Genomic DNA, 13,564 nt, shown 5'->3' on the forward strand with positions numbered 1-13,564 from the left:
CAGAAACCGCCTCCGGGCGGTTTTTTTATGGAGGTACTATGCCGGTACTTATATCAGGCATTCTCAGAGATGGTGCGGGAAAACCCGTACAGGACTGCACCATTCAGCTGAGTGCCAGGAAAACCAGCCCGACCGTTGTGGTTGAGGTGACCTCATCCTCTGTTACGGATGCGAATGGCCATTACAGCATTGAGGCTGAACCGGGTTATTACAGTGTGTCACTGCTGCGGGAAGGTTTTCCTCCCTCCGTGGCCGGTGATATTTATGTGGTCCCGACCGATGCGCCGGATACCCTGAATGCGTTTCTCGATGCGCCGAAGGACGCGGACCTGCGTCCGGAGGTGATGAAACGCTTTGAGGAAATGGTAAACCGCGTAGTGGATTTGAGCGGTGCAACAGAGAAGGATCGAGAACGCGCCGAACAGGCCGCACAGTCAGCGGAACAAAGTAAGGATTCAGCGGTATTGTCTGCAACGGCATCGGCAGAGTCACAGCGCCAGGCGGCACTCTCTGCAGATGCTGCTGATGCGTCAGCCCGCTCAGCTGCCGATAATGCCCGACAGACAGCACAGGATGTTCTGGCCAGTGCAGCGGATGCTGATAGTGCGGCAAAGTCTGCACAGACAGCGACGGAGCAGGCCGGTCAGGCTAAAACCGCCGCTGATACGGCACAGAAAGCGCAGGAGGAAGCGGGAGTTTCGGCACAGTCTGCTGCGGGAAGTGCCGAAAGTGCAGCTGCGTCTGCACAAACAGCGGGTGAGCATGCCGGCAATGCAGCCGCATCTGAAACCTCAGCGCGTGAAAGCGCCTTCACGGCCACGCAGGCTGCAGAACAGGGTAATAACAGCGCGGCAGCTGCAGCGCTAAGTGAACAGCATGCCAGAGAGTCCGGCGAAAAGGCTGCTAAATCAGAGGCTGCGGCATCAGCCAGTGCTAAATCGGCATCTTCAAGTGAAGCATCAGCCCTGCAGTCAGCCGAAACGGCTGAGAATCAGAAAAATGCAGCCACTGAGAGTGCCAACCGCGCAGAACAGGCCAGAGATGATGCACTGACCTCCCGGAACGAGGCAGTACAAGCCGCTGAAACAGCAGCGGCAGACGCGGCAGATAAAGCTGCAGGCAAGGTTTCGGAGCAACTGAAAGCTGCTGTAGCCGATGATACTCAGCGCGCAGAAGCCGCGATGGCTGGCGCTAAAAGAGCAGCTGAAGCCTCACAGGGATACCGTGATGAAGCGCGGGATATTGCTGAAGGTCTGAAGCTGGGAGATGCCAGCACAACGCAGAAAGGGATTGTGAAGTTAAGCAGCGATGACGACAGCGACAGTGAAGCCCTTGCAGCGACACCGAAAGCCGTTAAAAAAGTCAAAGACCTGACGAACCTGAAAGCTCCGCTGGACAGTCCTGAACTGACGGGAACGCCAACCACTCCCACTCCACCACTGACTATTAACAACCAACAAATTGTTAATGCTGAGTTTGTTCACGCAGCCGTTGCAGCGTTAGTTGGTTCATCTCCTGAAGCTCTGGACACCCTGGCTGAGTTAGCGCAGGCATTAGGCAATGATCCCAACTTTGCAACCACGATGCTCAATGCATTGGCGGGTAAACAACCGCTTGATGGTACGTTGACAAATTTGAGTGGAAAGGACGTTCCCGGGCTTATCCAATACCTTGGTTTAGTGGAAACGATAAAACTTGCTGCCGGAGCGCTGCCAACAACAGGAGGTAATTTACTTGGGCAGCTTGCTTTTTTGTTTCCAGCGACCAGAGCGGAAGCCAACTGCCTAATAGCGAACGGTGACGCTAACGGTATTCTGGCTTGCCAGTATGGTTATTATCAGGACAGATTTGACCTTCATTTTTATGACGAAAAAGGTGCATGGGAATCAAATCCATTAGCCATAGGGCGTAATGGAAATATGACAGTCGTTGGTAATTTGTCGGGGCGTGCTGTTTTTGAAGGTGGCGTACGGGTTTATTCACCAAATAATCCCCCTCCTGACTCCTACCCTGTAGGTGCGCCAATTCCCTGGCCTTCAGAAACTCCACCTGCTAACCATGCGATTATGCAGGGACAACCATTTGATAAGTCTGCCTATCCACTACTGGCTATAGCTTATCCTTCTGGGATTATCCCTGATATGCGTGGTCAGACAATTAAGGGAAATCCAACAGGTAGAGGGGTATTAACACAGGAGCAGGATGGTATTAAGTGGCACGATCACGGTGCAACGATCGCAAGTACCGACCTCGGAAGCAGGGATACAACCGGATTTGACTATGGCACCAAATCGGTATCAGTTTTTGACTATGGTACTAAATCAACAACTGGCGCGGGGGCTCACAACCACCCTATATCCGGGAGAACGCAGTTTGGTCAGGCGGGGGATGTTGTTGCCATGTCCAATACTGGCTCTGACAGAACAAACTGGGGGGCTGTTGGTGGGGTCGGTGACCACGCTCATGCTGTCGGAATTGGTGCGCATGATCACGTAGTGGGGATTGGAGCACATGCTCACTCTGTTTACATTGGCGCACACAGCCATGGTGTGACGGTTTCACCATCTGGTCAGGCTGAAAATACTGTAAAAAATACTGCATTCAATTATTTAGTGAGGCTTGCATAATGGCTTTTAAAATGATCGATACCAACCGCGTTATTACTATTTACAACCTTTCATCAGCAACGAATGAGTTTATTGGTAAGGGGGATGGGTTTATTCCTGCTAATACAGGATTACCCGCATACAGTACCGATATTGAGCCGCCTCTAGCGAAAGATGGTTTTGTCGCTGTGTTTGATTTTGAGTCAGAAAAATGGTCACTTGTTGAAGACCATCGAGGGAAAACGGTCTACGACATTCATACTGGGGAAGCGATCACAGTTAACCAGTTAGGTAAGCTGCCTGACGATGTAGTTTCCGTTGCGCCCGAAGGACATTTTTTGAAATGGGACGGAAGAAAATGGGTTCATGACACTGAAGCGGAAAAAATGGCACAGATTACGCAGGCGACACAGCAAAAAGAAAGCCTTCTTGCTCTGGCAGCTTCAAAAATCGCACCTTTACAGGACGCAGTTGATCTGGATATTGCAACTGAAGCGGAATCGGCACTTTTACTGGCATGGAAAAAATTCCGTGTCTTGCTTAATCGAGTAGACACCTCAAAGCCTGAATGGCCTCCGCTCCCAGATAGTGTGGCCAGTTGATAAGGCGCCATCGCGTCGTCGTATGCAAGAACGGGCGACGGCGAACTGGCGAATGTTTGATAGTGTGAGTATTGAATGATTGACCGTCCGTTTTGAGCGAGGTGTGAAGTTCATAATCCAGCAAATGTCAATTATGTGAGTAAAATGCCGCAACTGAGTGCGGCATTTTGATAGTCAGCGAACCAAGTGTAGGAAGTGCAGGTGTTTTTCATACTGGTCTAGGATGTCATTTATGAGCTGCTCCTGATTCCAGCCCATCACATCGTAATTTTGCCCACCTTCTTTCAAATACACTTCAGCCCGGTAGTATCTGTGCTGCTCTGCCTGTTGTTCATCGTTCTCGATTGCCGCTAGAGCGAAAGTTGGAGAGTTATAACCACGCAGCCTGACTTCATATATAAAATTTAGTTCATTACCCAGATCTACCTCAAGTCGAATGCGCTCATTTGAAGCGTCGCTGATATGACTTAACGTTCCCTGCTTATTGAGCTCATCCTGAACCAGCACCATCGCTGGTTTGATTACCTCCTCCATAAAGCGTTTAACTAGCGATCGTTTTGGCAGGTACGCAATGTTCCGCAGTCTTCGCTGCCAGGGGATAGGGTTGCGAGCTGCAGTAGGGGCAATAGTAGCCATGCTTAAACTCTCGCGTTTGGTTAAATCGCGACGTAGCGCCTTGAGAAGTCCATAAATGGCAACAAGCAGGATCATAGAAAACGGCAATGCACTGGCAATGGTGACGGTTTGCAGTGCGCTCAGTCCACCTGCGACTAGAAGCGCAATGGCCACAATCCCCATCAATGATGCCCAGAAAATGCGTTGCCAGACAGGAGTGTTAGCCACACCACCTGACGCCAGCGTGTCGACCACCATCGCTCCCGAGTCAGCCGAAGTCACAAAAAAGACAATGACCATCGCCATGGCAATGAATGACAGTACTGACGAGAACGGAAAATGCTCGAGGAAATTAAACAGCGCCAGAGCAACATCCTGTTGAACGGTATTCGCGAGATCTGTGGCTCCCTGATTCATTATCAGATAAATTGCGCTGTTTCCGAATACGGTCATCCACATTAACGTAAAGCCCGCAGGAACGAACAGAACTCCGGTGACGAACTCGCGGATAGTTCTGCCACGTGAGACGCGTGCAATAAACATCCCTACAAAGGGTGACCATGATAACCACCATCCCCAGTACAACAGGGTCCAGCCCCCTAGCCAATTGCTGGATTTAGGCTCGTAGGCATAAAGGTTGAAGGTCTTACTCACCAGTTCAGAAAGATAGCCTCCCGTATTTTCTACAAAGGATTTCAGTAGTAGTACCGTTGGCCCCAAGAACAGCACCAGTGCGAGCAACAGAACTGCAAGGCTAAGATTAAGTTCAGACAAAATGCGTATACCTTTATCCAGCCCGGAGACAACTGAAATGGTTGCTAACCCCGTAATAACCACAATCAAAATGACCTGCACCGTTTCATTAATAGGCACACCAAAAAGATGGTTCAGGCCGGCATTCACCTGTAAAACACCATAGCCTAAAGAGGTTGCCACTCCAAAAACCGTACCGATAACGGCAAAAATATCAACAGCATGACCTATCGGACCATAAATTCTTTCGCCAATGATGGGATACAGTGCTGAGCGCAGAGTAAGTGGCAAACCGTGACGATAACTAAAAAAGGCCAGAATGAGCGCCACAATGGCATAGATTGCCCAAGCGTGAAGCCCCCAGTGGAAAAACGTAAGCCGCATTGCCTCTTTGGCCGCAGTGATTGTCTCAGGTGTACCGACTGGCGGGGAAAGATAGTGCATGACTGGCTCGGCCACGCCGAAAAACATCAGGCCTATCCCCATACCGGCAGAAAACAACATGGCAAACCAGGAATGGTAGCTAAAATCCGGCTGGGCGTGGTCGGGCCCAAGTTTTATATCGCCATAACGTGACAGTCCCAGAAACGTTACACTAAGCAATATGAGGGCAACGGCTAGGATATAAAACCAACTGGCATTTGCGAATATTTGTTGCTGCAAGATTTTAAAATTTTTGTCAGCTACGTCAGGAAAGAGCGCGGCAAAGGCGACAAGAAGGAAAATTAACAAAGCAGATGTGTAGAATACCGCTTTGTTAATCTGGCTTTTGGACTTCTCTGGGATGGTATTGTTTTCACTCATAGATTTGCATTCCGTTAACTCATAAACCACTCCAAGAATGAGGAGTAACTTGTGTCAGGTTAGCAAATTTGAGTCGAATGTGCTGTTCGGTTCACCTGCTATATTGCGATAATGAACAGAAAGCTATGCCCGTTCAGAAGAGAAAATTACTTAAATGTATAATTATCTCAAATAGTTATTATTGTAAATGGAGTGTATTGATAAATTAAATGTTATTATGAATGATTGCGTGCTTCTGCCTCGAGTTCAATAATTCTGAGGCAGAGCTCCTCAATCAGACGTGGTGTGAAAGTTTTAGTAAAACGAGATATAACATCAATTTCACTCTGATTCATAAACTTAACGGGCGTGTCATAAGCATTTCCGGCCATTCGGCTCAGTACCAGTAGTTCATCAATCAACATTGACTTACTCACCTAATTACCTCTAGTTCTGTTTGAATATATTTATCAAATATAGTTAGTAGGTGAACTATATTACAATCTGCACAAAAAAATAATAGATAAATTATGTCCTCGCTTGGCTGCGAATTCAATCGATGGATGCAACTGGAGTAACGGTCTGCTAAAAGCGAACATAGGAAGTTTTTCCGGCTCCATTTCCATTACTGCGGTGTAAAGTTCCGATTATGGGGTGATGAGTCTCCACGCTAGCTCATCCTTGTCATTAACCATTTCGCCATAAATCATTTACAATACCTCACCAGTTGGGGGGAAGCATGTCCGGGCACTATTACCATCGCATTTATCATAAACAGATCGCGGCATGGCTCGCACTGTTTGCTATTGCACTGATTATTGTTGCCCCGCTGATCTCTGTATCCCTGCAAAAAGTCACGATGCAGATGATGCCTGGCGTGATGCATCATCATATGCCGATGATGGATGAACATCATGTTGGCCATAAACCGATACAAATGCCGGAAGATCACGCAGAAGCCTGTGGCTATTGTGTGTTACTGGTTCATGTTCCAGGGTTGCTGTCAGCACCGGCTTTACTGATTTGTGCACAGATGTTGCACCTGCGTCTTCAAACTCCCCGGTCTGTTATTCAGGAAAAGTTTTTCTTCCCTTGGCTTTATCCCCATACCCGCGCACCACCGCAGAAAACAACTTTTACCTACTTAATACACAAAAATGGGCGTTTTAACGCCAATAGTTCCCTTTGCTGTTTATAAGGAAAAGTATGACAACCTGCACCCATCACCGCGCAGCCTGGATAAACCTTTTGCGCCGTCTTCATTTTGCTGTTGGCCTGTTTGTCGGCCCCTTTATTTTTGTGGCTGCACTTACAGGTACACTTTATGTAGCCACGCCACAACTAGAAAACCTGATTTATCACGATGCATTAACGGCAGTAACAGGCGCTCAACCACACTCGCTTGCAGAGCAAATCGCTGTTGCTGAGCAGATTGTGGGAGAACAAATGCCATTATTCGCAGTACGCCCCGCATTGATGTCGGGTACCACGACGCGGGTGATGTTCAGAGATCCGACTCTTGGCGAATCTGAAAGCCGGGCGATTTTCATCGATCCAGCTACGCTCGCTGTGAAAGGGGATATGACAGTCTACGGAACCAGCGGTATTTTGCCGCTACGTCAGTGGATTGATTATGCTCACCGATCGCTACTTTTGGGGAAAACAGGTCGACTCTACAGCGAACTGGCCGCATCCTGGATGTGGTTCGCCGCCTGTGGAGGGATTGTACTTTGGTTTTATACCCGTCCCAAACGCCGCATTAACAATCGAGTGCAGAATACGCGTCGCTGGCACGTATCGTTTGGCTGGTTGTTGTTGGTGGGGATGCTTCTTTTTTCTGTGACTGGTCTGACCTGGTCGCAATGGGCGGGCGGAAATGTGGATAAGTTGCGGGCTGCTTTCAACTGGCTCACGCCACAGGTAAACACGCACCTCAGTGGTGCGGAAATGGTCCTCGATCCGCATGCGGAACATCATGCAGGGATGAGCATGCCAATGGCTATGGAGATGCCCATGGAACTGGGGCAATTTGATGACGTTCTCCACCTGGCGCAGCAATCCGGTATTGATGCCAATAAGCTCGAAATCAGGCCAGCAAAGAGCGCCGATAAAGCTTGGACGGTGACTGAGATTGATCGTGGATGGCCCACTCAGGTGGATGCTGTGGCAATCGATGCAGCAAACATGCGGGTTGTGGATCACACCCGATTTGCTGATTTTCCTCTTATGGCGAAACTGACTCGATGGGGCGTCGATTTTCATATGGGATTATTGTTTGGACTGGTTAACCAGATCATGCTGATTATTTTTGGTCTGACATTATGCCTGATGATCTTAATGGGTTATCGCCTGTGGTGGATCCGTCGACCTGCTCCTGCAAGATACAATCCGTTGCTGACGTTCACCCAGAGTTGGTGTGATTTGTTGCTTACTGGCCGGGTTATCACACTGGTTACTGCAGTGTTGCTGGGTATCGCCATGCCGGTACTTGGTGTAAGCCTGCTGTTGTTCGTAGTGGTCGATGTACTACGGTGGGGGATGGCAAACATAGCCATCTCAACCAACCAAGCTGACTAACTAAGTAACAAGTAACTCTTTTTAGGAGAACCAGAAGCGGAAATTGATAACTTCCGCTTCTGGCACAGAGTGGACTCTCAGGTTAAGTTTGGATCCGTGCTATAAGATTGCCACCTCAGGTCTGAGCTAATATTACTCAAGCAATATGATGGTTCAAGGCGTTTAAACTGAAACCAGCCATATATCCGCCTCTTCAAACATTTCCTGAATAGTACGGCTTATCTGTTCCTTCTCATGCTTACTGGTGTCAGTATTGATCGCCGGCAGTGTCATCATCGGTTTAACACAAGGCATATGATTGATGACTTAGCGCACAGGGAATGCTGGGAGGACAGCATTTTGTAACACTCGGCCGGCATCTGAAGAGAAGGTTAATGTTTCCCCCACAGTCTGTGTTTCAACAATTCGTCCTTCATCCATTACCATAACCCGATGACAAAAGCGTTCCACAAGGCGCAAATCGTGGGTGATAAATAGACAAGCAGTACCAAACTGCTTTTGAAGTTTTTTGAGCAGACGAATCACCCCTGCCTGCAGCACTAAATCGAGATTTGAAACCGCTTCATCTAAAATTAAGAGCTTAGGTTCGACACTCAATGCCCGGGCAAGGCAGACGCGTTGCAACTGTCCGCCGCTAAGTTGTGGCGGCCGTTTATCAAGTATACTGTCATCCAGATCTACCGCGCTGAGCATTTCACTGGCACGGGCGAGTTGTTCTGACTTACTGAGTGATAACAGGTGACACATAGGTTCACGTAATATTTCACGTACGGTTTTGCGAGGGTTCACTGCGCTAACCGAGTCCTGAAACACCATCTGTATTTCGCGGCGAAAGGCTTTTTGCTTTGTACGATTGAGCCGTGAGAGAGGTTCCCCCTGCCAACTGACGTAACCCTGTGTAGGAAATTCCAGCCCGACGAGCAGACGTGCCAGCGTGCTTTTCCCGCAACCACTTCGCCCCAGTAAAGCAACTGTTTCCCCGCTTCTCAGCGTTAACGAAACATCCTTCAGTACAGACTGAAGTTGATTTTTGCCGCTCGCATTCGCATGTTTGTAATGATGTGAAATATCGGTGACAGTCAATAGTGTCATAAGGCTAACTCCAGGCCATACAAAGCCAAATGTGCCGATACCAGATTACGTGTGACGTTATGCTTAGGGGCGTTAAACACCGTTTTGACGTCGCTATATTCGACAATATTGCCGTGGTCCATAACCGCAACCTCGTCAGCCAGACGCGCCACGACCCCCATATCATGGGTGACCAGCAACATCCCTGGTGCCCTGGTTTGCATTATGTTACCAAGCAGGTCAAGGATGCGCGCTTGTGCAACCACATCAAGATCGGTTGTTGGCTCATCCGCAACAATAAATGAGGCATCACATAGTACAGCCATTGCTATCATCATTCGCTGTAGCATTCCCCCACTCATTTCAAAGGGATAAAGTCTGAGTACTCGAGCTGCATCCTCTAATCCTACGGCCTTCAGTGTAGTGATTAGCGTTTCTTCATCTGCGGGTTTACCAAGCACCATGCAAGTTTCCCGCGCATGCGCGGCCATGGTTCGCAGCGGATTAAATGCGCTGCGCGGGTTCTGCATAATTGTCGCGACTTTAACGCCACGCAGTTCACGAGGGGAAACGGGATTTCCATCTGCCAGAACAGTTCCAGATATTTGATGAACACCTGAAGGTACAATGCCGAGTGCGGCTGCGCATGTCAGTGATTTACCGCTTCCACTTCCCCCAACCAGAGCCAGTACACGCCCGCGTTTAATCGACAGCGACACGCCGTTAACCAACGGTTTCTCTGCATGTAGAACAATATTTTGCAGTTCAATCTGTTGCGGCATCAGTGGGCATGCTCCGTGACAAGATGTGGATCCAGGTGATCGCGCAGCGCATCCCCCACCAGGTTGAAGGCCATTACGCTGATAAACAATGCCAGGCCAGGCCAGAACATTTGCAATGGTTGAGTCCAGATATACTGGCGAGCGTCGTTAATCATTACCCCCCATTCGGCGGTTGGTGCGGTTACGCCAAGGCCAAGGAACGACATCCCGGCGACGTGCAGCATCATGTGCCCAATATCGAGGGTTGCCAGAACCAGCAATGAAGGGACTACCGCCCCAGCCAGATGGTCGATAAATATTCGAATATGGCCTGCACCTGAAAGCCGGGAAGCCAGGATGAATTCTCGCTGACGAAGAGATATAACCAGGCTACGAACCATTCGTGCATACCATGCCCAATGTGACAAAGCGATGGCAATAATGACGTTAGTTAGCCCCGTCCCCAAAACTCCGACAAGGAAAAAAGATAAGATCGAGGTGGGAAATGTCATGAACATATCAGCGACGCGCATTGTGGCCTGATCAACGCGACCACCAATGAGTCCTGCGCTACCTCCGACGACTAGCCCCAGCGCCAGTACCAACACTAGGCAGGCCATCACTGAACCGAGCGAGACGCGGGTTGCCGCCAGCAGACGTGAAAAGATATCACGGCCCAGATGGTCGGTGCCTAGCCAGTGTTGGCTATCCGGTGACAACAGTCGGGATGGCAAGTCGATGGCCTGCGGATCGTAAGGCAGCCACCACTGACTGGTAAACGCAATGATAGCCAGTAAAGCAATGATGATGATTGCCAGACGGACCGACCAGCGTGAAGAGAGAAAAAAACTCACGAGTGCGCTCCTTCATGACGACGAATACGGGGATCGACGGCTGCATTTAGTAAATCAACCACCAGATTACAAACCACGAACACCACGACCATGATTAGCGTAAAGCATTGGATAACGGGATAATCACGGTTAAAAATTGCCGAGACCGCATAGCGACCAACACCAGGCCAGGCAAAGATATTCTCTATGATCATCGTCCCACCAATCAGCTCACCAATATGCATTCCCACGGCGGTAATCATTGGCAATGAAGCATTTCGCAGAATATGACCACGTTCGATTTGCTTCTCGTTCAGACCGCGTAGACGCGCCCAGGTAACATGGCGTTGCCCGGCGACTTCCAGCATACTGGCACGTAACAGTCGGGCATTGATCGCCAGCGACATGAAAGCAATCGACACTGCAGGCAAAATGATATGCTGCCAGCTGCCATATCCCAGCGCGGGCAGCCACTTCAAATAAATAGAGAAGAACATTACCAGCAGGAATGCGAGCCAGAAATTAGGCATCGATACGCCAAGAAAGGCGATAACCCGCACAACGAAATCCGGCAGACGATTACGATGACGTGCAGCCCAAATGCCCAGCGGCACCGAAGTAAGTAAGATCAGCACCAGTGCAGCCCCGGCCAGTTGTAGTGTGGCTGGCAGAAAGTGCATAACATCATCCAGCACTGGTCGCTGAGTGGCAAACGAAATACCAAAATCCAGATGGAGGGCTTTCCACAGCCAAGTACCGTACTGCACGATAAGTGGCTGGTCCAGGCCAAGCATAATGCGTGTGGAGGCAACCATATCCGGCGTAGGTGGCAGGTTAGATAAGCGCAGATAATCAAGCGCCGGGTCACCCGTACCCAGGCGCAGCATCAAAAAGATAATTACTGACGCGGCAAAAATCATCGGGATCAGCAGTAGTATGCGCCGCAAAGCATAACGAAACATCAGGGTTTCACCGGCGTTATCTGTTCAAACGGAATTTCCGAAGCGATAGGCGCGTAAGGAATTTCGCCCAGTTCAGGTTTGGCGACCACCATCATCGACATATAGCTGATAGGCAGATAAACCGCCTCATTGTGTAGTCGAGTCAGAATGTCACGATACAGCGCCTGGCGTTGGGTTTTATCGGTGGAAATAAGTACTTCACCAATTTCTTTATCAATCTGGGCTTTATCTGGCAAGCCAAGCTGTGCCTGATAGTCCGCGTGAGATGGAACGCGCATTGAACTCATAAAAGCATGCGGATCATAGGGGGCACCCCATGTGCGATTAAAAATCATACCGAAACGACCATCACGCTGGCGGGCATATATACTGCTTTCCTCTTCACCTACCAGGGCAACGTCCACACCAATCTGGCGCATATTTGCCTGCATAATCTCAGCCATTGATTTGCTAAGCGCATCGGTACCGACATAGGCCAGTTCGATGTGTAAAGGTTGTCCATTTTTTTCACGGATTGTTTTTCCTGCAGGCAAAGTCCAGCCAGCTTGCTCCAGTAAAGATTTCGCCTTCTGTGGGTCAAACTGGCGCGGCTTCAAACCGATATTAGCGTAGGGTACAGATGGCGCAAACAGCGTATCAGCCACTTGCTGAGTACCGTACAACGCGTTTTTAATCAGCGTTTTTTTATCAACCGCATAGTTTAATGCTTCTCGCACAGCCAGTTCATTTGTTGGTGGTTTAGCAGAATTGAGCGCAAGCATCACAGTTTCAACAGGGGCAGAAAGTTGTGTTCTGTATTCGGGGTTCTGGCTGAAACGAGCAAAAGTATCAAGTGGCAGCAACCCTTCATTACCGTATAACAAATCAATATCGCCGGTTTCAAAAGCCACGGCTCGGGTAGTTGGATCCGGGATGACCTTTACGGTGATCTTTTGAATCAGCGGTTTCTCACCCCAGTAATGTTCATTGCGCACCAGCACATCATACTGATTAAGTTTGGATTCCTTTAGCATCCATGGCCCGGTGCCAATCGGAGCTTTAATTCCGTTAAGCGTTTCATTATTTTTAAATTGAGAAGGCGCAATAAAGCGAAAAGGACGCGGCAGAGCTAATTCCTGCAGGAATGGATAATAGGCATCTTTCAGGGTGATTTGCAGTTCTGTTTTACTTAGCGCTTTAACATCCGTGATTTGATTGGTTAATTCCAGCCAGGCATGGCGTTTACGGTTATCCAGTACGGCCCGAAAGTTTTCCGCTGCCGCTTGGGCATCAAATACTTCACCGTTAGAAAATTTAACATCATCACGTAAATGAAACGTCCATACTTTACCGTTTTCTGTATGGTTCCAGCTTTTTGCCAGCCACGGGATCACAGAACCATCCGCCTGATATTTCACCAATGGTTCATAGACCATGCTCTGAGCGAACATCTGGTTAGGTGTATAAAGATGTGGGTTTAGTGGTCCAACATTCACCGGCCACGCGGTGGTAATTTCATCGGATGGGGCGGCATGAGCAAAAAAAGATACGCATGCTAGCATAGCTATAAGTGTGCGGTTTAGTCTGGACAAAATGATGACCTTATAGTGGGTTACTTAGCCAAAAGTATGACGATTATATAAAAACATCATACTTTTTATGTGTGGCAGATCAATTTAAAGTCGCCAAACCAGACAGTAAAAATAAATAAAATTATCTGAATCGCTTGATGGGTAAATGTCAGATAGGTAGTACTTATTATGCAGTTTGTATCCTGCGTTCTCGTTTGTTTTGATAATCGCTGAAGGGCGCTCATTGATGTTTAGGCCTGGTTTTTTACCAGAGGCTGATACCACCAAAAGTATGGAGTGCTAATCTTTGAGGAATGGGGGCTTATCAAAACCCATACAAATGACACAGCTTAATGACAGTTATGATAAGTACTGAGCCCCAGATCTCATGCAGATGGTTTCAGGGGATAAGCTTCGAAAAATCGTTCTCCAAAACTCATTAGCAACTACA

General features: G+C 48.7%; 11 protein-coding genes and 1 pseudogene. 4 read left to right on the forward strand and 8 right to left on the reverse strand.

Going from position 1 to position 13,564, the window contains the following annotated elements; all coding sequences use genetic code 11:
* Positions 1 to 38: 38 nt before the first annotated feature.
* Together WC1_RS14725 and WC1_RS14720 are read left to right on the forward strand one after the other, a co-directional pair.
* A complete protein-coding gene (locus WC1_RS14725; protein WP_016150047.1) occupies positions 39 to 2,627 on the forward strand; it encodes a phage tail protein in 2,589 nt (862 codons plus the stop codon).
* Positions 2,627 to 3,208 (forward strand): tail fiber assembly protein, encoded by a 582-nt coding sequence (locus tag WC1_RS14720; RefSeq protein WP_016150048.1) that lies wholly within the window; start codon positions 2,627 to 2,629, stop codon positions 3,206 to 3,208. The genes WC1_RS14725 and WC1_RS14720 overlap by 1 nt, the downstream gene beginning before the upstream one ends.
* Positions 3,209 to 3,382: 174 nt before the next feature.
* On the opposite strand, the gene WC1_RS14715 is transcribed toward WC1_RS14720, so the two are convergent.
* Together WC1_RS14715 and WC1_RS14710 are read right to left on the reverse strand one after the other, a co-directional pair.
* Positions 3,383 to 5,380, reverse strand: a complete 1,998-nt coding sequence (locus WC1_RS14715; protein WP_016150049.1) for a BCCT family transporter — start codon at positions 5,378 to 5,380, stop codon at positions 3,383 to 3,385.
* Positions 5,381 to 5,595: 215 nt separating this feature from the next.
* Positions 5,596 to 5,796, reverse strand: a complete 201-nt coding sequence (locus WC1_RS14710) for a hypothetical protein (RefSeq protein ID WP_141651628.1) — start codon at positions 5,794 to 5,796, stop codon at positions 5,596 to 5,598.
* A gap of 302 nt (positions 5,797 to 6,098) precedes the next feature.
* Here WC1_RS14710 and WC1_RS14705 point away from each other — a divergent pair, with 302 nt between their 5' ends.
* Positions 6,099 to 6,557 (forward strand): DUF2946 domain-containing protein, encoded by a 459-nt coding sequence (locus WC1_RS14705; protein WP_016150051.1) that lies wholly within the window; start codon positions 6,099 to 6,101, stop codon positions 6,555 to 6,557.
* Positions 6,558 to 6,565: 8 nt separating this feature from the next.
* Positions 6,566 to 7,936, forward strand: coding sequence for a PepSY-associated TM helix domain-containing protein (locus tag WC1_RS14700; protein WP_016150052.1), 1,371 nt, complete (start codon positions 6,566 to 6,568; stop codon positions 7,934 to 7,936).
* A gap of 162 nt (positions 7,937 to 8,098) precedes the next feature.
* Here the strand turns inward: WC1_RS14700 and WC1_RS23535 are convergent.
* The 6 genes and pseudogenes from WC1_RS23535 to nikA all read right to left on the reverse strand — a co-directional run.
* Positions 8,099 to 8,221, reverse strand: a pseudogene (locus tag WC1_RS23535) (DinI-like family protein); the annotation flags it as partial.
* A 21-nt stretch (positions 8,222 to 8,242) separates the two neighbouring features.
* A complete protein-coding gene (gene nikE, locus WC1_RS14695; RefSeq protein WP_016150053.1) occupies positions 8,243 to 9,028 on the reverse strand; it encodes a nickel import ATP-binding protein NikE in 786 nt (261 codons plus the stop codon).
* On the reverse strand, positions 9,025 to 9,789 hold the full coding sequence (gene nikD / locus WC1_RS14690) for a nickel import ATP-binding protein NikD (protein WP_016150054.1): 765 nt from the start codon (positions 9,787 to 9,789) through the stop codon (positions 9,025 to 9,027). The genes nikE and nikD overlap by 4 nt, the downstream gene beginning before the upstream one ends.
* Positions 9,789 to 10,622, reverse strand: coding sequence for a nickel ABC transporter permease subunit NikC (gene nikC / locus WC1_RS14685; protein ID WP_016150055.1), 834 nt, complete (start codon positions 10,620 to 10,622; stop codon positions 9,789 to 9,791). Before nikC ends, nikD begins: the two co-directional genes overlap by 1 nt.
* Positions 10,619 to 11,563 carry a nickel ABC transporter permease subunit NikB gene (gene nikB / locus WC1_RS14680; RefSeq protein WP_016150056.1) on the reverse strand — a complete coding sequence of 315 codons (945 nt, stop codon included), beginning with the start codon at positions 11,561 to 11,563 and terminating at the stop codon, positions 10,619 to 10,621. The genes nikC and nikB overlap by 4 nt, the downstream gene beginning before the upstream one ends.
* The gene (nikA, locus tag WC1_RS14675; RefSeq protein WP_032947961.1) at positions 11,563 to 13,137 is read right to left on the reverse strand and encodes a nickel ABC transporter substrate-binding protein; all 1,575 of its coding nucleotides are present in this window, start codon (positions 13,135 to 13,137) and stop codon (positions 11,563 to 11,565) included. The genes nikB and nikA overlap by 1 nt, the downstream gene beginning before the upstream one ends.
* Positions 13,138 to 13,564 lie beyond the last annotated feature (427 nt).

It is taken from the genome of Citrobacter sp. KTE30 (assembly GCF_000398825.1).
GTDB classification, from domain to species: domain Bacteria; phylum Pseudomonadota; class Gammaproteobacteria; order Enterobacterales; family Enterobacteriaceae; genus Citrobacter; species Citrobacter freundii.

What these genes read in the sequence shown, in the direction of transcription:
- nikE (WP_016150053.1), bottom strand. Translation starts at nt 9,028, where the DNA reads ATGACACTATTGACTGTCACCGATATTTCACATCATTACAAACATGCG.
- WC1_RS14705 (WP_016150051.1), top strand. Translation starts at nt 6,099, where the DNA reads ATGTCCGGGCACTATTACCATCGCATTTATCATAAACAGATCGCGGCA.
- nikB (WP_016150056.1), bottom strand. Translation starts at nt 11,563, where the DNA reads ATGTTTCGTTATGCTTTGCGGCGCATACTACTGCTGATCCCGATGATT.
- WC1_RS14715 (WP_016150049.1), bottom strand. Translation starts at nt 5,380, where the DNA reads ATGAGTGAAAACAATACCATCCCAGAGAAGTCCAAAAGCCAGATTAAC.
- WC1_RS14720 (WP_016150048.1), top strand. Translation starts at nt 2,627, where the DNA reads ATGGCTTTTAAAATGATCGATACCAACCGCGTTATTACTATTTACAAC.
- WC1_RS14700 (WP_016150052.1), top strand. Translation starts at nt 6,566, where the DNA reads ATGACAACCTGCACCCATCACCGCGCAGCCTGGATAAACCTTTTGCGC.
- nikD (WP_016150054.1), bottom strand. Translation starts at nt 9,789, where the DNA reads ATGCCGCAACAGATTGAACTGCAAAATATTGTTCTACATGCAGAGAAA.
- WC1_RS14725 (WP_016150047.1), top strand. Translation starts at nt 39, where the DNA reads ATGCCGGTACTTATATCAGGCATTCTCAGAGATGGTGCGGGAAAACCC.